22 protein-coding genes are annotated in these 19,884 nt (G+C 71.1%); 16 read left to right on the forward strand and 6 right to left on the reverse strand.

Translation table 11 applies throughout. The features are described from left to right. Window positions 1-750, forward strand: coding sequence for a Mut7-C RNAse domain-containing protein (locus ACE1OC_RS17720; protein WP_407837813.1), 750 nt, complete (start codon window positions 1-3; stop codon window positions 748-750). Between the two features lie 190 nt (window positions 751-940). Here ACE1OC_RS17720 and ACE1OC_RS17725 read toward each other — a convergent pair whose 3' ends face one another. Then, window positions 941-1,441 carry a hypothetical protein gene (locus ACE1OC_RS17725; RefSeq protein WP_407837814.1) on the reverse strand — a complete coding sequence of 167 codons (501 nt, stop codon included), beginning with the start codon at window positions 1,439-1,441 and terminating at the stop codon, window positions 941-943. A gap of 105 nt (window positions 1,442-1,546) precedes the next feature. Here ACE1OC_RS17725 and ACE1OC_RS17730 point away from each other — a divergent pair, with 105 nt between their 5' ends. Beyond that, window positions 1,547-1,882 carry a YnfA family protein gene (locus ACE1OC_RS17730; RefSeq protein ID WP_407837815.1) on the forward strand — a complete coding sequence of 112 codons (336 nt, stop codon included), beginning with the start codon at window positions 1,547-1,549 and terminating at the stop codon, window positions 1,880-1,882. Window positions 1,883-1,944: 62 nt separating this feature from the next. Then, window positions 1,945-2,706 (forward strand): SDR family NAD(P)-dependent oxidoreductase, encoded by a 762-nt coding sequence (locus ACE1OC_RS17735; RefSeq protein ID WP_407837816.1) that lies wholly within the window; start codon window positions 1,945-1,947, stop codon window positions 2,704-2,706. Window positions 2,707-2,720: 14 nt separating this feature from the next. Here the strand turns inward: ACE1OC_RS17735 and ACE1OC_RS17740 are convergent, their stop codons facing one another. Next, window positions 2,721-3,452: a polysaccharide deacetylase family protein gene (locus tag ACE1OC_RS17740; protein WP_407837817.1), complete on the reverse strand. Its 732-nt coding sequence runs from the start codon at window positions 3,450-3,452 to the stop codon at window positions 2,721-2,723. A 531-nt stretch (window positions 3,453-3,983) separates the two neighbouring features. Between ACE1OC_RS17740 and ACE1OC_RS17745 the strand changes: the two genes are divergently transcribed. After that, complete coding sequence (locus ACE1OC_RS17745) at window positions 3,984-4,817, forward strand: hypothetical protein (protein WP_407837818.1); 834 nt, start codon at window positions 3,984-3,986, stop codon at window positions 4,815-4,817. 48 nt (window positions 4,818-4,865) lie between these two features. Here ACE1OC_RS17745 and ACE1OC_RS17750 read toward each other — a convergent pair whose 3' ends face one another. Beyond that, window positions 4,866-6,059: an RtcB family protein gene (locus ACE1OC_RS17750; RefSeq protein ID WP_407837819.1), complete on the reverse strand. Its 1,194-nt coding sequence runs from the start codon at window positions 6,057-6,059 to the stop codon at window positions 4,866-4,868. A 171-nt stretch (window positions 6,060-6,230) separates the two neighbouring features. Here ACE1OC_RS17750 and ACE1OC_RS17755 point away from each other — a divergent pair, with 171 nt between their 5' ends. From ACE1OC_RS17755 to ACE1OC_RS17765, 3 genes are all read left to right on the forward strand, one after another. Continuing rightward, window positions 6,231-7,058, forward strand: coding sequence for a DUF3558 domain-containing protein (locus tag ACE1OC_RS17755; RefSeq protein ID WP_407837820.1), 828 nt, complete (start codon window positions 6,231-6,233; stop codon window positions 7,056-7,058). 147 nt (window positions 7,059-7,205) lie between these two features. After that, on the forward strand, window positions 7,206-8,000 hold the full coding sequence (locus ACE1OC_RS17760; protein WP_407837821.1) for a DUF3558 family protein: 795 nt from the start codon (window positions 7,206-7,208) through the stop codon (window positions 7,998-8,000). 135 nt (window positions 8,001-8,135) lie between these two features. Beyond that, window positions 8,136-9,575: a DUF2637 domain-containing protein gene (locus ACE1OC_RS17765; protein WP_407837822.1), complete on the forward strand. Its 1,440-nt coding sequence runs from the start codon at window positions 8,136-8,138 to the stop codon at window positions 9,573-9,575. 68 nt (window positions 9,576-9,643) lie between these two features. Here ACE1OC_RS17765 and lysS read toward each other — a convergent pair whose 3' ends face one another. Continuing rightward, window positions 9,644-11,380 carry a lysine--tRNA ligase gene (lysS, locus tag ACE1OC_RS17770; RefSeq protein WP_407837823.1) on the reverse strand — a complete coding sequence of 579 codons (1,737 nt, stop codon included), beginning with the start codon at window positions 11,378-11,380 and terminating at the stop codon, window positions 9,644-9,646. Between the two features lie 232 nt (window positions 11,381-11,612). Between lysS and argS the strand changes: the two genes are divergently transcribed. The 6 genes from argS (at window position 11,613) to ACE1OC_RS17800 (ending at window position 16,498) form a co-directional block, all read left to right on the forward strand. Beyond that, window positions 11,613-13,406, forward strand: coding sequence for an arginine--tRNA ligase (argS, locus tag ACE1OC_RS17775; RefSeq protein ID WP_407837824.1), 1,794 nt, complete (start codon window positions 11,613-11,615; stop codon window positions 13,404-13,406). A gap of 219 nt (window positions 13,407-13,625) precedes the next feature. Then, on the forward strand, window positions 13,626-13,961 hold the full coding sequence (locus ACE1OC_RS17780; protein ID WP_407837825.1) for a hypothetical protein: 336 nt from the start codon (window positions 13,626-13,628) through the stop codon (window positions 13,959-13,961). 141 nt (window positions 13,962-14,102) lie between these two features. Continuing rightward, window positions 14,103-14,900 (forward strand): VOC family protein, encoded by a 798-nt coding sequence (locus tag ACE1OC_RS17785; RefSeq protein WP_407841593.1) that lies wholly within the window; start codon window positions 14,103-14,105, stop codon window positions 14,898-14,900. A 145-nt stretch (window positions 14,901-15,045) separates the two neighbouring features. Continuing rightward, window positions 15,046-15,489: a DUF3995 domain-containing protein gene (locus ACE1OC_RS17790; protein WP_407837826.1), complete on the forward strand. Its 444-nt coding sequence runs from the start codon at window positions 15,046-15,048 to the stop codon at window positions 15,487-15,489. After that, complete coding sequence (locus tag ACE1OC_RS17795) at window positions 15,486-16,028, forward strand: RNA polymerase sigma factor (protein ID WP_407837827.1); 543 nt, start codon at window positions 15,486-15,488, stop codon at window positions 16,026-16,028. Before ACE1OC_RS17790 ends, ACE1OC_RS17795 begins: the two co-directional genes overlap by 4 nt. Further along, window positions 16,025-16,498 (forward strand): hypothetical protein, encoded by a 474-nt coding sequence (locus ACE1OC_RS17800; protein ID WP_407837828.1) that lies wholly within the window; start codon window positions 16,025-16,027, stop codon window positions 16,496-16,498. The genes ACE1OC_RS17795 and ACE1OC_RS17800 overlap by 4 nt, the downstream gene beginning before the upstream one ends. Window positions 16,499-16,517: 19 nt before the next feature. Here ACE1OC_RS17800 and ACE1OC_RS17805 read toward each other — a convergent pair whose 3' ends face one another. Then, complete coding sequence (locus ACE1OC_RS17805) at window positions 16,518-16,889, reverse strand: ATP-binding protein (protein WP_407837829.1); 372 nt, start codon at window positions 16,887-16,889, stop codon at window positions 16,518-16,520. Between the two features lie 151 nt (window positions 16,890-17,040). On the opposite strand from ACE1OC_RS17805, the gene ACE1OC_RS17810 reads away from it, so the two are divergent. Both ACE1OC_RS17810 and ACE1OC_RS17815 read left to right on the forward strand, forming a co-directional pair. Continuing rightward, window positions 17,041-17,826, forward strand: coding sequence for a helix-turn-helix domain-containing protein (locus ACE1OC_RS17810; protein ID WP_407837830.1), 786 nt, complete (start codon window positions 17,041-17,043; stop codon window positions 17,824-17,826). Then, a complete protein-coding gene (locus ACE1OC_RS17815; protein WP_407837831.1) occupies window positions 17,823-18,062 on the forward strand; it encodes a DUF397 domain-containing protein in 240 nt (79 codons plus the stop codon). The genes ACE1OC_RS17810 and ACE1OC_RS17815 overlap by 4 nt, the downstream gene beginning before the upstream one ends. Here ACE1OC_RS17815 and ACE1OC_RS17820 read toward each other — a convergent pair. After that, the gene (locus ACE1OC_RS17820; protein ID WP_407837832.1) at window positions 18,040-18,801 is read right to left on the reverse strand and encodes a TetR/AcrR family transcriptional regulator; all 762 of its coding nucleotides are present in this window, start codon (window positions 18,799-18,801) and stop codon (window positions 18,040-18,042) included. The genes ACE1OC_RS17815 and ACE1OC_RS17820 overlap by 23 nt on opposite strands. Before the next feature lie 101 nt (window positions 18,802-18,902). Between ACE1OC_RS17820 and ACE1OC_RS17825 the strand changes: the two genes are divergently transcribed. Further along, window positions 18,903-19,865 (forward strand): ATP-binding cassette domain-containing protein, encoded by a 963-nt coding sequence (locus tag ACE1OC_RS17825; protein WP_407837833.1) that lies wholly within the window; start codon window positions 18,903-18,905, stop codon window positions 19,863-19,865. The last annotated feature ends 19 nt before the right edge of the window (window positions 19,866-19,884 follow it).

The following is a 19,884-nucleotide window of genomic DNA, read 5'->3' on the forward strand; positions in this document are numbered from 1 at the left end:
GTGAACGGACCAGGCATTCAGCTCACCCTCGCCCCCGAACTGCACGTGTTCGCCGCGCCCGCGCGCCGCGGCACCCGCGTGCCGACGACCACCGACGGAGTCTCCAGCCTCGGCCACGTCGTCGAATCGGTCGGCGTCCCGCTCACCGAAGTCGGCCGTATCCTCGTCGACGGCGCCGAGACGCCGCTCGCCCACGTGCCCCGGGCCGGCGAATCCGTGGAAGTCTTCGGCGTCGACCGCCCCCAGCAGCTCCCCGGCGTCCCCGGAACCACCCCGCTGCGCTTCCTCCTCGACGTCCACCTCGGCACCCTCGCCCGCCGCCTGCGGCTCCTGGGCGTGGACGCCGCGTACGAGAACGAGGACATCGGCGACCCGGCCCTGGCCACCCGCTCCGCCGCCGAGCAGCGCGTCCTGCTCTCCCGCGACCGCGGACTGCTGCGCCGCCGCGAACTGTTCGCCGGCGCGTACGTCTACAGCGACAACCCGGACGAGCAGGTCCGCGACATCCTGGGCCGGTTCGCCCCGGCCCTCGCCCCGTGGACCCGCTGCACCGCGTGCAACGGGACCCTGCGCGAGGCCGACAAGGAGAGCGTCGGCGACCGGCTGGAGAGCGGCACGCAGCGCTCGTACGAGGTCTTCGCCCAGTGCACCGACTGCGAGCGCGTCTACTGGCGCGGCGCCCACCACGCCCGGCTGGAGCGGATCGTCGACGAGGCCGTCGCCGAGTTCGGCGGCGTGGGCACGCCGTAACGGGTACGACGCCAGTCGGGCCCGCCCCGGCGGACGGACCCGACCACGGACGGGCCGGACCACGGACGCGCCCGGACCACGAACAGGGCCGGACCTTGAACGGGGCCGGACCTTGAACGGGCCCGGACCACGAACAGGCCCGACCACGGACGGGCCCGACCACGGACAGGCCCGGCCACCGTCGGCCGGCTCAGAACGCGTACGTGTCCCCCGTGTCCAGGGCCAGCACCACGTGCTCGTTGTTGGCGTGGTTCCGGTCGGTCGCCCCGCCGTTCCACCACGTGTCGACCCGCACCACCACCTCCGCAGCCGGCTCCTTCAGCCGCAGCACCAGCCCGATGTGCCGCCCCCGCCCGTGCAGGGGCAGCTCCCCCGTCTCGCACACCACCTCGCGCAGCCCGGCCCGCGCACAGCCCTCCGCCAGTTCCTGCCGGTTCGCGAGGTCGGCCGACAGGCGCAGCCGTACGGTCGCGTTCGGCAGGGCGGACGGGCCCTCGTTCTCCGGGACCAGCAGGATCCGCAGCCGGCTCCCGTCCAGGGCGACCCGCCCGTGATAGGCCACGTCGGCCTCCGGCCCGGCTGCCCCGGCGCGGGCGTTCCCCACACCGCTCCCCAGCCCTCCGAGCAGCACCAGCAGCCCGGCCATCACCACACTCCGTACGGCACCTCGGCGCACCGCGACCACCTCCACGCGCGGACGCTAGCCCTCCCACCCACCCGATGGTCGGACCATCACACGAACGAGGGCGAGCCCTCCTCCCCGGCTCGCTCATTCGCTCGGCATAGGGTTCCAGCCATGCTCATCGCCCGTTCCGCCGCCCTCTTCGCCCTCGCCGCGCTCCTGGAGATCGGCGGCGCCTGGCTCGTCTGGCAAGGCGTCCGCGAGCACAAGGGCTGGGCCTGGATCGGCGTCGGAGTCATCGCCCTCGGCCTCTACGGGTTCGTCGCCACCCTCCAGCCCACGGGCGACTTCGCCCGCGTCCTCGCCGCCTACGGCGGGGTCTTCGTCGCCGGATCCCTCCTCTGGGGCGTGGTCGCCGACGGCTACCGGCCCGACCGCTGGGACATCGCGGGCGCCCTGATCTGCCTCGCCGGCATGGCGGTGATCATGTACGCCCCGCGCGGCCGGTGACCTGCGCGGCGACCCGCCTATGCTGGCCAGTACTCACCCGTACGAACGCACGAGGAGCCAGCATGAGCACGGCCACCCGAACCGCCGTAGTCACCGGCGCGAGCAGCGGCATCGGCGCGGCCACCGCCCGGCAGCTCGCCGCGGCCGGCTACCACGTCGTCCTCACCGCCCGCCGCAAGGACCGCATCGAGGCCCTCGCCGCCGAGATCACGGCCGCCGGCCATGAGGCGACCGCCCACGCCCTCGACGTCACCGACCGCGCCGCCGTCGACGCCCTCGCCGCCTCGCTCGAACGCTGCGACGTGCTCGTCAACAACGCCGGCGGCGCCATCGGAGCCGACCCCGTCGCCACCGGCGACCCCGCCGACTGGCGCACGATGTACGAGGTCAACGTCATCGGCACGCTCCACGTCACCCAGGCCCTGCTCCCGGCCCTGACCGCCTCGGGCGACGGCACGGTGGTCGTCCTCTCCTCCACCGCCGGCCACGCCACCTACGAGGGCGGCGCCGGCTACGTCGCCGCCAAGAACGGCGCCCGCGTCCTCGCCGAGACCCTCCGCCTGGAGATCGTCGGCCAGCCCGTCCGCGTCATCGAGATCGCCCCGGGCCTGGTCAAGACCGAGGAGTTCGCGAAGACCCGCTTCCGCGGCGACGCGGAGCGGGCGGAGAAGGTCTACGCCGGCGTGGCCGAGCCCCTCTCCGCCGACGACGTGGCCGACACCATCACCTGGGCGGTGACCCGTCCCAGCCACGTCAACATCGACCTCCTGGTGGTCCGCCCCCGCGCCCAGGCCTCGAACACGAAGCTCCACCGCGAGCTGTAGTAGCCCTACGGGGCCTACTTCACCAGCCCGGCACTCTTCAGGTGCGGCATCAGGGCCGCCGGCTTCAGCCCGGCGGCCTTCGCCGCGTCCAGGGCCCGCTTCAGGTCCGCGCCGAGCGTCGGCGTGAAGTGCAGCAGCACGATGTCACCGGCGTTCAGCTGCGGCGTGGCCGGCGTCTCGCCCCACGTCGTGAAGTCGTGCGTCCACGTGATCAGCGCCTTGACCCCGCACGCCTTCGCGGCCAGCCGCACGTCGTCGTTGACGGCCCCGTACGGCGGCCGCAGCAGCTTCGGCTCCCGCCCGAAGGCCGCGGCGAGCTGCTCCCCGGCCCCGCACACCTCGGCGTCCTTCCCGGCGGCGTCGAGCGCGGTCAGATCAGGATGATTGACGGTGTGGTTCTCCACGTTCACCGACCGCCCCTGCTCGACCAGCCCGGTGAAGTACTGGGCGTCGTACGAGAACGCCCCCGGCAGCAGGAACAGCGACGCCGGCACCCGCTGCTCAACGAGCGTCTGCGCCACGCCCGGATCGTGCGCCCACCCGTCATCAATCGTGATGAACACGACCTTCTCGGAAGTCGGCACATGCGACACGACGGGCGGCAGCCCCACAGCCCGCGAGCCCGCGGCAGCGGCCGGAGCGGCGGGAGCAACTTCCCCCGCCCCCACGGCCCCGGCGGCCTGAGCCCCGCCAACGGTGAGCGACAACGACGCGAACGCGGCAAGCACCGCACGAGATCTCCACATGCGGCACACCTTGGTCTAGACCAACTCGCGGCGTCAACCCTCCGCGCGGGACTTCCTGCAACCGAACCGGGGCTCTCCCCAACGGAGTTGAAGACTCCGGCATCCCGGCACGCCAGATATCCCCGTAGGGGTGAAGTCGAGCGAAATGTCGCCGGGCATGACCGCACTCCGGAAGCCTGAGCCGCGAGAAGGAGGCATCCGCGACCCGGCCCGAAGCCCGTACTCCGATCGCGAAAGCCGCGGACGGCCGACATGCCCGAACCCTGACCCAGCTCACCGCGGCCTTCCACGAGCCAGCTCGGATTGGCGGTCGACTTGCCGACGGACACGCTCCTCGACTGACCGCTCAGCGCAGCCGGATTGCCACCCTTCAGAGGCATGTGACATTCCGCCACACGTTCGAGTGAAGCCCTTCCGGAGGCCCCCAACAGCCCGAATTCACACCTAGGTTCGACGGCAACAGAAACGGCCCCCGCCCGGGATGGCAGTCCCGGCCGAGGGCCTCACCGACAAGGAAGAGACGACTTCCCCATGGCTGACCAGGACCCTAGCGCCCCCGCCCGCTTCATGGACCTCCAGGACCCCCGCTACGCCTACATGTTCGGCTTCCTCCAGGCCGACGGGCACCTGTCGCAAGGCAAAGGGCAGAAGGGCAAGCTCGCCGCCGAGCTCAACGCACGCGACATCCACATCCTCCGCGAGTTCCAGCAGCTCACGCCCTACTACAGCTCCATCACCGAGCGCATCCGGAGCACGAATTTCGCTGAACGCGCCCACTCGGCAACCTGGTCCGTCTGCTCACTCGAAGCAAGGACCATCGTCAACGAGCTCGGGATCCCGTACGGCAAGAAATCCCTGACCATCAAGCCGCCGCGCACAGACTTCTCGCGTCCCGACTACCTCCGCGGAATCATTGACGCGGACGGGTCCCTCGGCTGGACCGCACAGGGATTCCCCTTTCTCTCCCTGACCTCGGCCAGCACGGCGATCGCCGCCTACCTGTGCCACTACGGAAAGAAGGTCACGGGAACGGAGCGCACCATCTCACGCAACACCCGGGACGGCGTCTACAACGTCTGCTACTACAAGGAGACGGCGCAGCAGCTCGCCGCACACTTGCACTACGACGACTGTCTCGCCCTCGCCCACAAGAAGGCGAACGCGGAATCGATCCAAGGCTGGGTCCGTCCTGCGGACATGAGGGTCGCCCCGCCGCGACGCCGCTGGACCGTACAGGACGACCAGGAGCTGGTCCGCCTCAACGACCCGGCCGCGGCAGCCGCCGCCATGGACCGGACCGAACAGAGCTGCGCGATGCGCCTCTGGCGGATCCGCAGCGGACGCGTCGCCGCCCCTCCGCAGTAGACGCGGCAACGCGAGAGGGGCACCGCACATGCGATGCCCCTCTCGAATTCAGCCCTTGATGCAGACGACCTGCCGGAGCTTGGCCACGACCTCCACGAGGTCCCGCTGCTGCTCCATGACCTGCTCGATCGGCTTGTACGCCGCCGGGATCTCGTCCACGACGCCCGAGTCCTTGCGGCACTCCACGCCCTTGGTCTGGTCCGCCAGATCCTGTGCCGTGTACCGCTTCTTGGCCGCGGTCCGGCTCATCCGCCGGCCCGCTCCGTGCGAGGCCGAGTTGAAGGCGGCCTTGTTGCCCAGGCCCTTCACGATGTAGGTACCGGTGGCCATCGAACCCGGGATGATCCCGTACTCGCCGCTGCCGGCGCGGATCGCGCCCTTACGGGTGACCAGCAGGTCGACGCCGTCGTACCGCTCCTCCGCCACGTAGTTGTGGTGGCAGCTGATTTCCTGCTCGAAGGAGACCTTCGCCTTGCGGAACTGCCGGCGGATGACCTCCTTCATCAGGCTCATCATCACCGCGCGGTTGTACTTGGCGTACTCCTGCGCCCAGTAGAGATCGTGCCGGTACGCAGCCATCTCCGGAGTCGCTGAAAGGAAGACCGCGAGGTCCCGGTCGACCAGCCCCTGGTTGTGGGAGAGCCCCCGCGCGATGCCGATGTGGTGATCAGCGAGCTGGTTCCCGATGCCTCGGGAACCAGAGTGCAAGGTCAGCCACACAGCACCCTCGTCATCGATGTTGATCTCCTGGTGGTGGTTGCCCGAGCCGAGTGTTCCCATTTGCCGCAGCGCCCGCTCCCGCCGGAACTTCACCGCATCCGCGACATAGTCGAACCGCTCCCACAGATCCCCGAACCCCCGCTCCGAGAACCCGTACAGCCGCCCCGGGTCCACCGCCTCGCGGTGCATCCCCGCCCCCACCGGGATCGCCTTCTCGATCTGCGAGCGCAGGCCCGACAGGTCGCCCGGGAGGTCGTTCGCGGTCAGGGAGGTCTTCACCGCCGACATGCCGCAGCCGATGTCCACGCCCACCGCCGCCGGGCACACCGCGTCCTTCATGGCGATGACCGAGCCGACCGTGGCGCCCTTGCCGTAGTGGACGTCCGGCATGACGGCGAGGCCCTTGATCCAGGGAAGGCCGGCGGTGTTCTGGAGCTGGCGCATCGCGCTGTCCTCGACCGACGCCGGGTCGGTCCACATCCGGATGGGGACCTTCGCCCCGGGCACTTCTACGTATGACATTTCACCCTCAACACCCCGTCAACACCACAAAAGTCTCTCAACGCAAAAAGCCTCGCCCATGGGCTCAAATACGACATGAGACCGGCGCCGGTACCAGCGTGTGCGATAGACATTGTGTCCATCCGCGCCCCAGCCGCGGCAATGCATTTTCCCGAAGGGAGCCGGTGGAACGTGCAGCGCAAGACGGTACGAGTACGTGGAGTCCTGCCAGCCATCGCGATGCTCACCGCCCTCGCGGCAGGCCTCACCGCCTGCACCGACGGTGGCGGATCCGGAACCAAGATCGACGCGAAGGCCGGTGCGAACGCCGGTACGGGCGCCCAGCCCGGCAAGTACCGGAGCCTGCCCATGCCCTGCAAGGCCGCCGACGCCAAGAAGGTCAAGGCGATGCTTCCGGCCCCGGACGCCCTCGCCCCCGAGGCCCGCGAGGCGCTCTACGCCGGGGTCGCGGACGCCTCGTACGACGCCGACCGGCGCGTCGGCTGCCGCTGGACCGCGCAGACGCCGACCGAGACCCGGCTGCTGTCGGTGGGCTTCGAGCGCGTGGTCTCGTACGACCGGGCCACCACGAGCGACGACGACAAGGCGCGGCAGGTCTACGGCCGCCAGCTCACCGCCGCCAACCTGCCCGCCCCGGCGCCGTCGGCGAGCCCGACGCCCTCCGGGTCCGGCGCGCCCACGCCCGGCGCGCCGACTCCGAGCACCGGCGCGAGTACGGGCCCGGGTGCGGGCGGCAGCCCCTCCCCCGCGCCCGAGCTCGGCTCCCGCGTGCTCGACGGGCTCGGCAACGAGGCCTTCCTCGACGACAAGCTCGCCGCCGCCGGCGCCAGCGCCGCCCAGGCGCGCACCGTCCGCATTGTGTTCCGCACCTCGAATGTCATCGTCACCGTCGAGTACAGCGTCCAGCCCGCACTGCCCGGCACGATCCCGCCAAGCGGTGAAACCCAGGACAGGGCAAGGCAGTTGGCGCAGGCCCTCGTGGAGCGGTTCAACGAATAGCCGGTCCCGCCCGAGGGGGGCGTGCGGGCCCTTCGTGACGGCGCGCACAGCAGCCGGGCGCCGGGTCGGGCTACCGTTGCTCGGGTCCCGCGCCCGTCAGAGGGACCGAACGAGCCCGCACGAAGACCCACAACGTCTGAAGGAATCATGCACCGATCAGCCTCGCGCCTCACCCGCGTCCTCGCCTGCGCAGCCGTCCCGGTGATCCTCACGGTCGCCGGCTGCTCGTCCGACTCGGGGAAGAAGTCGGGCACCGACAGCGGCAAGAAGTCCGAAGCGTCCTCGTCCGCCCAGCCGAGCTCCAAGCCCTCCAAGGAGGCGCTGGAGAAGGCCGTGTACTCCACGCTGCCGGAGCCGTGCAAGGCGGTCGGTGCGAAGACCATCGAGACGATCGTCCCCAAGGCGAAGGACGCCAACGGCACGGCCGCCAAGTCCAACGACCTCGCCAGCCGGGCCACCTGCACCTGGAACGGCCTGGACGAGGCCGGTCTGAAGGGCTCGCAGTACCGCTGGCTCTCGATCTCCCTGGTCCGCTACGACTCCCTCGCCTCGGTCGGCACCGGCAGCAAGCGCGCCGAGGACGAGTACGCCAAGCAGGTCGAGAAGGCGAAGGCCGTCGAGGGCGCGGAGAACGTGAAGCCGGAGGAGGCGGGCGGCATCGGCGACCAGGCCACCTCCGTCACCTTCACCACCAAGAAGGACGGCGACTTCTTCAACACCTCGGTCATCGCCCGCACGCACAACGTCGTCATCACCCTCGACTACAACGGCACGGCCTACGAGGGCGCGACCGCTCCCGACCAGGCCAAGCTGCTCCAGGACGCCATCGCGGCGACGAAGGAGACCGTGGCCTCGGTCGCGGCCGCCAACGAGGCGAAGCAGCCGGAGCAGTCGACACAGCCCGAGCAGCCGGCGCAGCAGCCCTCGCCCGCGAACTCCTAGGACCTCGGGGCGCACCCGCCCCCGGCGGTCCGGTACCGGTGCCCGCGGCCCCGGTACCGGACCGCCGACGTCCCTTTCCCCGTACGCGCGTACGCTGTGCCCTGCCGTAGCTCGACAAGGGGAAGGGGATCGCGGGTGGCCGCGATGCAGCTGACTCGTACGCACCGGATATTGATCGGTGTGGTGGTCGCCGGAGCCGTCGTCATCGCGGGGATCGGATTCGCCGGTTCGTACTCCGCCGTGCGCGCCCTGGCCCTGAAGAAGGGCTTCGGCTCCTTCTCGCTGGTCTTCCCGATCGGCATCGACATGGGCATCTGCGTCCTGCTCGCGCTGGACCTGCTCCTGACGTGGATCCGGATCCCGTTCCCGCTGCTGCGCCAGACGGCGTGGCTGCTGACGGCGGCGACGATCGCCTTCAACGGCGCGGCCGCCTGGCCCGACCCCCTCGGCGTCGGCATGCACGCCGTGATCCCGATCCTCTTCGTGGTCACCGTGGAGGCCGCCCGCCATGCGGTGGGCCGGATCGCGGACATCACCGCCGACCGGCACATGGAAGGCGTCCGCCTCACCCGCTGGCTCCTCTCCCCCGTCCCCACCTTCAAGCTGTGGCGCCGGATGAAGCTGTGGGAGCTGCGCTCCTACGAGCAGGCCGTCGGCATGGAGCAGGACCGTCTGATCTACCAGGCCCGCCTGCAGGCCCGCTACGGCCGCGCCTGGCGCCGCAAGGCCCCCGTCGGGGCCCTGATGCCGCTGCGCCTGGCCCGCATAGGCGTTCCCCTCGCCCAGACCGCCCCCGAGGGCCTGGCGGCGGCGGGCATCGACCCGCTGCTCATCCCGCCGCCCCCGGCCGCGGACCCGACGGCTCCGGCGCTCCCGGCGGGCGCCGAGGGCGCGCCGCAGCCCGCGGCGGCGACGGCCCTGGCCGCTCCGGCTCCGGCCGGGGCCTCCTCCGACGGCTCCGCCGACTCCGTGCACCAGCACCAGCTCGCCGGGCCCGGTCCCCAGTACGCGGAGGGCCCGGCCGGGGTGACGGCCCCGCAGGGCCACCCCGACGCGGCCCCCTTCGTGGTGGACCCGACCGCCATGCCGGCCGCGCACAACAGCGCCTGGTTCGCGGCGCCCCGCGCACCGCAGGCCGCGTACGAGGGCGGTTACAACCCGCAGTACGTCGAGGGCCTGGAGCCGACCCCGGTCATGCCCCCGACCGGCCCGGAGCAGCAGGAGCCGGTGCAGCCGATGCAGCCGGTGCAGCCGGTGCAGCCGGTGCAGCCGGTGCAGCCGGTGCAGGGCGAGTTCCCGCAGGAGCTGCCGATACCGGGTCCCCGCCAGGAGGAGTCCTTCCCGGAGGGCGAGCCGCCGAGCGACGACGACGTGAAGTTCGCGGAGGCGGCGTACGAGGTGTTCCGCTCCCACCTGGAGGAGAACGGCGAGGTCCTGACGGCCGAGCAGCTCGACATACTGCTGGCCGACCGGTACGGCGTGGTGCATCCGCGCAGCGCCTCGCTGATCCGCAAGATCTTCCCGCAGCTCAAGCAGCGCTACCAGACCGAGCTGGAGAACGAGCACATCGCGTAACGAGCTCATCGGACATGCGGAAGGGCCCGCACCCCCAGGGGTGCGGGCCCTTCCCGTGTCTCGGGTCCTCAGGCGGCGAGCAGCTTGCGCACCCGCTCCGCCCCCACGGCGAGCAGCAGCGTGGGCAGGCGCGGCCCGGTCTCCCGGGTCACGAGCAGCCGGTACAGCAGGGCGAAGAACGTGCGCTGCGCGACCTTGAGCTCCGGCGTCGGCTTGGCGTCGGGTTCCAGGCCGGCCATCACCTTGGGCACGCCGTAGACGAGCGTGGTGAGCCCGTCGAGCGACCAGTGCGAGTCGAGCCCGTCCACGAGGCGGCGCAGGGACTCGCGTCCCTCGTCGTCCAGGGAGGACAGGAGCTCCACGTCGGGCTCCTCGCGCACCAGCGTCCGCTGGTCGGCCGGGACCTGGGTGGTGATCCAGTTCTCGGCGCGGTCCAGGCGCGGGCGGACCTCGTCGAGCGAGGTCAGCGGCCGCTCGGGCTCCAGGTCGCTGAGGATGCGCAGGGTCTGCTCGTCGTGGCCGCCGGTGATGTCCACCACCGAGGCGAGCGTCCGGTAGGCCATCGGGCGCGGGGTGCGCGGCAGCTCGTGCGAGGCGACGCGTACGGCGCGGGCGTGCGCGGCGGCGTCGGCGGGGAGCACGGAGCCGTCGGCGACCTTGGCCTCCAGCTTGTCCCACTCGTCGTAGAGCCGCTGGATCTCCTGGTCGAAGGCGATCTTGAAGGACTGGTTGGGCTTGCGGCGGGCGTAGAGCCAGCGCAGCAGCTGCGGCTCCATGATCTTCAGCGCGTCGGCCGGGGTCGGGACCCCGCCCTTGCTGGAGGACATCTTGGCCATGCCGCTGATGCCGACGAAGGCGTACATCGGTCCGATCGGCTGCTCGCCGCCGAAGATGCCGACGATCTGGCCGCCGACCTGGAAGGAGGAGCCGGGCGAGGAGTGGTCGACGCCGGAGGGCTCGAAGATCACGCCCTCGTAGGCCCAGCGCATGGGCCAGTCGACCTTCCAGACCAGCTTGCCGCGGTTGAACTCGCTGAGCTTGACCGTCTCGGTGAACTCGTCCTCGGTGCAGACGTAGGTCAGCTCGGTGGTCTCGTCGTCGTAGGACGTCACCTTGGTGAAGTCCTTGCCGCACTCGGCGCAGTAGGGCTTGTACGGGAAGTACCCGCCCTCGCCGACGCTGCCGTCGTCCTCGGCGGCCGCGCCCGAGCCCTCGGCGGCCTCCAGCTCGGCCTCGTCGACCTGCTTCTGCTGGGGCTTCTTGCCGGGCTTGGCCTTGGTCCGGTACTGGTCGAGGATCGCGTCGATGTCGCCGCGGTGCTTCATCGCGAACAGCACCTGCTCGCGGTAGGTGCCGGCGGTGTACTGCTCGGTCTGGCTGATCGGGTCGTACTCGACGCCCAGCTCGGCCAGCGCCTCGACCATGGCGGCCTTGAAGTGCTCGGCCCAGTTCGGGTACGCGGATCCCTCGGGGGCGGGCACGGCGGTCAGCGGGCGGCCGATGTGCTGGGCGTGCGACTCCTCGGTGACGCCGGGGATGCCCTTGGGTACCTTGCGGTACCGGTCGTAGTCGTCCCACGAGATCAGGTGGCGGACCTCGTGGCCCCGGCGGCGGATCTCGTCCGCGACCAGGTGCGGGGTCATGACCTCGCGGAGGTTGCCCAGGTGGATCGGGCCGGAGGGGGAGAGGCCGGACGCGACGACGATGGCTTTGCCCGGGGCTCGGCGCTCCGCCTCGGCGATGACCTCGTCCGCGAAACGGGAGACCCAGTCGGTCTCGGTGCTGCTCTGGGCGTTCTCAGCCACGACACGTCCTTCATTCTCGAATGCTGGCTTCAGCCATTCTCCCAGACGGAACACAGCGCTCCGAGGTTTATCCATGCCGCCCGGATCGCCGGTATATCCCGGGATGTGGACAGCCCCCGCGTGGGATACTCGGCACTTGTCGGAACACCCAAGTGCACGCAAGCGCCCCCGCGAGCACTCGAGTGCACCCACCGGCACAACGTCAGGCACCACCTCACAGGAACGGCAGCTCATGGCCTCGGTCCCTTCCCTCGCTTCTTCCGTCAACCAGCGCGTCGCCGACGCACTCGCCTCCGCCCTGCCGGACGCCGGTGCGAGCGACCCGCTGCTGCGACGAAGCGACCGGGCCGACTTCCAGGCCAACGGCATCCTGGCGCTCGCGAAGAAGGCCAAGGCCAACCCGCGCGAGCTGGCGACGACCGTGGTCGAGGGCATCGACACCGGTGACCTGATCAAGGAGATCGAGGTCTCCGGGCCCGGCTTCCTCAACATCACCATCACCGACCGGGCGATCGTCGAGACGCTGACCGCGCGCGCCGCCGACGACCGGCTCGGCGTGCCGCTCGCCGCGAAGCCGGGTACGACGGTCATCGACTACGCGCAGCCGAACGTCGCGAAGGAGATGCACGTCGGCCACCTCCGCTCCGCCGTGATCGGCGCCGCGATGGTGGAGATCCTCGAATTCACCGGCGAGAAGGTGGTCCGTCGCCACCACATCGGCGACTGGGGCACCCAGTTCGGCATGCTCATCCAGTACCTGATGGAGCACCCGCACGAGCTGGACCACAAGGCAGCCGGGGACGGCGACGACGCTGTGGAGGTCTCCGGCGAGGAGGCCATGTCCAACCTGAACCGCCTCTACAAGGCCTCGCGCACGCTCTTCGACTCCGACGAGGAGTTCAAGACGCGGGCCCGGGCCCGGGTGGTCGACCTCCAGGCCGGCGAGCCGGAGACCCTCGCCCTGTGGCAGCGGTTCGTGGACGAGTCGAAGATCTACTTCTACTCGGTCTTCAACAAGCTGGACATGGACATCCAGGACCCCGACGTCGTCGGCGAGTCCGGCTACAACGACATGCTGGTGGAGACCTGCAAGCTGCTGGAGGACTCGGGCGTGGCCGTCCGTTCCAACGGCGCGCTCTGCGTCTTCTTCGACGACGTCAAGGGCCAGGACGGCAACCCGACCCCGCTGATCGTGCAGAAGTCGGACGGCGGCTTCGGCTACGCCGCGACCGACCTCTCGGCGATCCGCGACCGCGTGGGCAACCTGGGCGCGACCGAGCTGATCTACGTGGTCGACGCGCGGCAGTCCCTGCACTTCAAGATGGTCTTCGAGACGGCGCGCCGGGCGGGCTGGCTGAACGACGAGGTCAAGGCCGTGCAGCTGGCCTTCGGCACGGTGCTGGGCAAGGACGGCAAGCCGTTCAAGACCCGTGAGGGCGAGACGGTCCGGCTGGTGGACCTCCTCGACGAGGCCGTCGACCGTGCCACGGCCGTCGTCCGGGAGAAGGCCGAGAAGGTCGGCCTGAGCGAGGAAGAGATCATCGAGAACGGCCAGTACGTGGGCATCGGCGCCGTGAAGTACGCGGACCTGTCCACCTCGGCCTCGCGCGACTACAAGTTCGACCTGGACCAGATGGTCTCGCTGACCGGCGACACGTCCGTGTACCTCCAGTACGCGTACGCCCGGATCAAGTCCATCCTGCGCAAGGCGGGCGAGGGCGACCGCAAGCCGCTCGCCCACCCGGAGCTGGAGCTGGCCCCGGCCGAGCGCGCGCTGGGCCTGCACCTGGACCAGTTCGGCGAGGTCATCGCCGAGTCGGCCGCGGAGCACGCCCCGCACAAGGTGGCGGCGTACCTCTACCAGCTGTCCTCGCTGTTCGCGACGTTCTACGAGCAGTGCCCGGTCGTGAAGCCCGAGCCCGAGCTCGTCGTCGGCGAGAACCGCCTGTTCCTGTGCGAGCTGACCGCCCGCACCCTCAGCAAGGGCATGTCCCTCCTCGGCATCCGCACCCCCGAGAAGCTCTGACACCGGAGCTACCGCGCAACGGCGGCCCCCGTCTCCCCCACCGGGAGACGGGGGCCGCGGCATTTCCCCCCGCTTCGCGGACATCGACGCGGACATCGCGGCGACCGAGGCGATGTCTCCGCCGCAAGGCCACGACGAGGAGTTCGACGAGGCCGACATGGCCGCCGTACGGGCCGGCATCGCCCGGGCCCTCGCGCCCGAGGCGCGGGACTCCACCGCGTGAGCAATCCCGTCTTCGTGTACGACACCGCCATGCTGGTCGCACTGGACCGTGGAGAACAGCACGCCAGGCGCCTGCACCAGTACGTGACCGAACAGGACCACCCGCCGGTCGTACCGCTGCCCGTGCTGGCTCAGGCATGGCGACCGGGCCAGTGGACCCCCCTGACCCGCGCCGTCCCCCAGTGCACGGTGTTCGGCGTACGTTCCTCCGCGCCGCTGTCGTGCGGTGTGTGCCTGGCCGGTCACGTGGAGCACGACGCCAAGCGGGCCGGCCGGATCCTCGCCTCAGCCGCGATCCCGGCCGAAAAGCGGCCCAAGCGCGTCCTGCGCTGAAGTCGTCCTGGCCACGTCCTCGGCGGGACCGCCTCACCCACCCCCCAGTTCACCCAAACGGTCCGATTTCAGCCACACCCGCCGGGTAGGGGACGGGCCGTCCATCCCCTACCCACCCCCACGGAGGGCCCCGTGCCCGACATGAACGGCCCCTACAAGGCCGGCACCCCCTGCTGGATCGACCTGATGGTTCCCGACCAGCAGGCCGCCCTCGACTTCTACTGCGACCTCTTCGGCTGGCAGGGCGAGATCGGCTCGCCCGAGACCGGCGGGTACTCCGTCTGCACCCTCAAGGGCAAGCCCGTCGCCGGGATCATGAAGTCGATGAACCCGGACGGCACCCTCCCCGACCCGATGCCCCCGACCGTGTGGACCACGTACCTGGCCACGGACGCCATCGACGCCACCCTCAAGTCCGTCACCGACGCGGGCGGCACGGTCATGATGGGCCCGATGGACGTCATGGACCTCGGGCGGATGGCCGTCATCGTCGACCCGACCGGCGCCGTCGTCGGCCTGTGGCAGGCCGGCACCTTCGACGGAGCGGGCATCGTCAACGAGCACGGCGCGCTCATCTGGAACGAGCTGACCACCGGCGACGTCCCCGCCGCGGTCGCGTTCTACACCGCCGTCCTGCCCGTCACCACCGCCGAGTCCGCGATGCCGGGCGCCGACGGGTACACGGAGTTCCAGGTCGGCGGCCGCGCGGTCGGCGGGATGATGAACATGGACAAGCTTCCGCCGGGGGTTCCGCCGCACTGGATGCCGTACTTCCACGTCGACGACGTCGATTCCGTCCAGGCGGCCGCCGTCCGCGCCGGGGGCACGGTCCTCGCCCCCGCCTTCGACATGGTGGCGGGCCGGATGGCCGTCCTCGCCGACCCGCAGGGCGGCGGCTTCTCGATCATCACGGCGACCGCCCCGGAGCAGCCCGCCTGACCGGGCCACCGCCTGACCGGGCCACCGCCGCCGCCGACGCCGACGTCCTGATGTGACGGGGCCCACAGGGAACGTTTCCCCTGTGGGCCCCCTCCTCTGTGTGCCGGAACCTTTCCGGAGCGTTCCACCACCGAGGGGGCAGACGATGAAGGACTCGACACGCAGGCGCACCGGGCGGGCGCTCGCCGCGCTGCTCGCCGCCGACGGGCTGGTCCACCTGTACTGGGCCACCGGCCTGACCTGGCCCGCCCCCGACGAGCGGACCCTGTCCCTGGCCGTGCTCGGCTCCGAGGTGTCCTTCGGCCCGCCCGTCGTCCTGCCGCTCGCCGCGCTCACCCTGACCGGCGCCGCCGCCGTGCTCGCGCACGCGGAGGGGCGGGGCGGCGGGCCCGTCCTGCGGGCCGCCCGCCTGGTGACGGCCGCCGTCGCCGCCGGGCTGGCCGTACGGGGCCTCGCGGGCCTGGGCTGGGCCGCCGGTCTCCTCGACAGCCCGGCGGACGGCCCCTTCCGCATCCTCAACCTCGCCCTGTACACCCCCGCCTGCCTCGGCTTCGGCTGGGCCGCGGCCCGGCTGGCCCGGGCCCGGTGAACCCACCAGGCAGCCCCGCCGCGGGCCCCCTCACCCCCGCCGCCCGCGACCGCGGAGTCGCCCTCGCGCGCGCGGCCCGGGGCGGAGACACCCTCGCGCTGCACGACCTCCTCGACCACCTGACCCCGTACATCGCCCGGATCTGCCACCCGATCGCCCTCGCGGACGGCCCGGACGCCACGCAGGAGGCCCTGCTCCGCGTCTTCCGGTCCCTGCGCTCCCTCCGCGACCCGGAGACCCTGTACGGCTGGGTCCGGTCCATCGCCGTCCGCGAGGCCGTCCGCACCGCCCGGCGCGCGGGCCGCGACCGCCCGGCGGAACTGGCCGACGTACCCGGCCGGGACGATCCGGAGCTGGCCGCCGACATCGAGGACGTCCTGGCCCGCCTCTCGCCCGCCCACCGGGCCGTCCTCGTACTCCGCGACGTCGAAGGCCTCGACGAGGAGTCCGCCGCGGCCCTGCTCGGCGTCCCGCCGGGCACCGCCAAGTCCCGGCTGCACCGGGCCCGTACGAGCTTCCGGAAGGCGTGGTCCTCATGACGACCCACCCGAACGCGATGGATCCGGTCGGCCGCCTGCGCATCATGGCGGCCGGCGTCCCGGGAGCCCGGGTCGTCGAAGCGACCCTCCCCGCCCCCGTGGAGGCGGTCTGGGCGGTGATGTCGGACCTGGAGGGCGAGTTCGGACGCTTCCAGCCGGACATGCGCAGCGTGCGCGTGCTCCGGGTCACGGGGGACCGCGTGGAGGCCCTGGCCCGCAGCAAGTACGGCCTGCGGGCACACTTCCACGGCGTCCTGCGCCCGGGCTGGTGCTGGCTCCAGAGCCGCTTCCTGATCATCGGCATGGCCGCCGCCCACGCCCCCGACGGCGCCACCCGAGTCGCCCTGACGGGCGGCGTACGCGTCCCGGGCCGCGCGGCGATCGTTCCGGTGGGCGCGGAGCGCGAACTCCGCCAGGCGATGGCCCGCCTGTCGGAACGGGTCGCCCCTGAGCACCCCGCCACCGCCTGAGTCAGCGGCAGCGGAACTCTCACCACACGACCTTGCCCGGCGCCCGGGGCAGCACGCCCCAGGCGTCGGCAAGGGCGTCCACGAGCGCGAGCCCCCGCCCAGCTGTCCGCTCCCCGATCCGCGACAGCCCGGGCCCGCTGTCGTGCACCTCGACGCGGACGGTCCCGTCGTAGGTGAGCAGTCGCAGCAGGTACCCCCGCCCGCGCGGGACCCCGTACCGCAGCGCGTTGGTCGCCAGCTCGCTCACGCAGAGCAACACGTCGTCCTGCCGGGAGGCCCGGCCCCAGGCGTCCAAGGTGTCACGTGTGAAGTGTCGTGCGGCGCTGATGGTTTGGGGTGAGCGCAGGTAGAGGCGCTCCTGGACCAGGGCGGGTTGAGTATGCAGATTCACCTCTCGATCGTCGCGTTACGTGACTAGCGTGTGGCTGAGCGCCAGCCCGTACTAGTGATGAGTACGGGTAGGCACGGGGTAGTGCAGCCGCAAGGGTGGGGAGTCCATCGTCATGCCGCCAAGGAAACGCGCACGACCGAACGCGACGACCATGAAGATGGTCGGCAAGCAGGTGGCCGCGGCCCGGATCACCAAGAACCTGACGCAGAAGCAGCTCGGAGGGCTGGTCGGTTTGGACGCCGAGACGATCGCGTCCATCGAGCAGGGGCGGCGGGCATTGATGCCGGATGTCGCGGAGCTGATGGACCCCCTTCTAGGGCTGCCGGGCCTGTTGACCGTTGCGGCCAACGAAATGCCCGCACGGGATGCGAGCACCCCTTGGTCCGAGGAGTACATGGAACTCGAACAGCAGGCGATCACGCTTAACTGGTACGAATCCACGGTCATCCCAGGGCTCCTGCAGACCGAGAACTACATGCGAGCCCTCTTCCGCTGCCGCGTCCCGGCATTCCTCCCCGAGGAGATCGAGGACCTGACAGTCCGACGCCTCTCCCGGGTGCAGATCTTGCACCGACGGCACCCTCCGAATGTCACCTTCATCATTTCGGAGACCGGACTCAGCGACCGGATCGGCGGCGACGAGGTGTACGCCGAACAGCTACGTCACCTGCTGGTTTGCCTGGAGATCCCGCACGTCACGATCCAGGTACTGACCCTCGGCCAGACCTTCCATCCGGCCGTATCCGGCTCGTACACCATGCTGGAGACAGCCGAGCACCAGCACTTCGGCTACTTCGAAGGTCAGCGCGGCAGCAAGCTCGTCACCGACCCCGACGACGTCAGCATCCTTGCCCAGCGATATGCAATGCTGCGAACCCAGGCCCTCAATCCTCGTGAAACAAAAGGGCTGTTGGACCGCCTGCTAGGAGAGCTATGAGCACGGTACTGAAGTGGTTCAAGTCCAGTTACAGCAGCAGCGACGGCGACCAGTGCCTGGAAGTCGCCGTTGCCTGGCAGAAGTCCACACACAGCGCCAGCGACAGCGCCGCCTGCGTGGAGGTCGCCACCTGCCCGGACTCCGTGCACGTCCGCGACAGCAAGGTCCCCCACGGCCCCGTGCTCGACCTGACCCCCGCCGCCTGGGCCGCCCTCACGGAGTGGACCGCTCGCTGATCAGCGCGGCCAGGCCGTCCAGGATGCGGTCCAGGCCGAAGCGGAACTGGAAGTCCGGCTCGTCCGCACCCGAGAACGCGTCGGACTCCAGCAGGCGCGTCACCGCCGGGTGCGTGTCCGGGCCGGTCATCCGCCGCAGGGTGCGTACGTAGCGGCCCAGCACCTGGTCCGGTGCGACGCCTGACTTCACGATGGCGTCCATCATGTCCGCGACCATCGTCGCCTCGTTCCGCACGAGGCCGCCGATGAGGATGATCGCCGAGACCTTCTCGCCCTCCCGCAGGGCCGTGCCGGCCATCGCCGCGAGTCCGCGTTCCATCCAGGCGAGCTGGTTAGGGCTGACTGGGGCGCCGGTGAGCGGGATGCGCACGATCCAGGAGTTGGCCATCAGGACGGCCCGCTGCGCGTACGCCCACTCCGACAGCAGCTCCCGCCAGCCCGAAACCCCGGAGGGAGCCGGCGGAGCGCCGACACCCGCGTCGGCCATCAGGATGTAGAGCTCTTCCTTCGCCGTGACGTACCGGTAGAGGGACATCGTCGAGACGCCCAGCTCCTTGGCCACCCGGCCCATGGAGACGGCGTCCATGCCCTCCCCCGCGGCGAGAGCGACCGCCGCGTCCACGATCAGCTGGAGGGTGAGGGTGGGGCGCGGGCCCTTGCCGGGGCGTTCGCGCAGGCCCCAGGCCATCGCCAGGCTCGCGGGGAGCCCGGTGCCGTCGTCTTCCGCTTCGTTCGCCATCGCCACCCCGCTCCCTTCGGTCGTTGACGCACATCTTAGTTCTGTGTATTACTTACGCAATGGCGCGTAACCCATACGCAGAACTCAGAACGGAGTCCGGCATGGACGACTTCGGCATCCACGCCACTGCCCTGACCAAGTCCTACGGCGCACTCCGCGTCCTCGACGGCATCGACCTCGCCGTCCCGCGCGGCAGCGTCCTCGCCCTCCTCGGCCCCAACGGCGCCGGGAAGACCACCACCGTCCGGATCCTCGCCACCCTCACCGAGCCCGACTCCGGCACCGCCCGGGTCGCGGGCCACGACACCGCGTCCGAGCGGACCCTCGTACGCCGCTCCATCAGCCTCACCGGGCAGTTCGCGGCCGTCGACGAGCTCCAGACCGGCGCCGAAACCCTCCGCATGATGGGCAGGCTCTGCGGGCTGCGGCCGCGCGCCGCCCGGGCGCGGGCTGACGAGCTGCTGGAACGCTTCGGGCTCGCCGAGGCCGCCGGACGCACGGCGAAGAGCTACTCGGGCGGCATGCGTCGCCGCCTCGACCTCGCCGCGAGCCTGGTCGCCCGGCCCGAGGTGATCTTCCTGGACGAGCCGACCTCCGGGCTCGACCCGCGAAGCCGCCAGGACCTGTGGGACCTCGTACGGGAACTGCGCGCCGACGGCACGAGCGTGCTGCTCACCACCCAGTACCTGGAGGAGGCCGACCGGCTCGCCGACCGCGTGGCCGTCCTGGCCGGCGGACGTATCGCCGCCGAAGGCACCCCGGCGGAGCTCAAGTCCCGCGTGGCGGGCCACCGCCTGGACCTGACCCTCGCCAGCCGGGACGCCTACGACGCCCTGGCCCCGCGAGCGGCCCGCCTCGCGGCGGGCCGAGGCGCCCCTGCCACGGAGGAACTCACCCTCACCCCGGAGGAACTCGGCCTCAGCCTGCCCACCGACGGCAGCGCCGCCCACGTCCGGTCCCTGCTCGACGCGCTCGACCCCGACCACACGGCCGTGGACCGCTTCTCGGTCCGCGGCGCCACCCTCGACGACGTGTTCCTCACCCTGACGGGAGCCGCTCCGTGACCACTTCCCTGACCGCACC

It is taken from the genome of Streptomyces stoeckheimensis, from assembly GCF_045822005.1.
Taxonomy (GTDB): Bacteria; Actinomycetota; Actinomycetes; order Streptomycetales; family Streptomycetaceae; genus Streptomyces; species Streptomyces stoeckheimensis.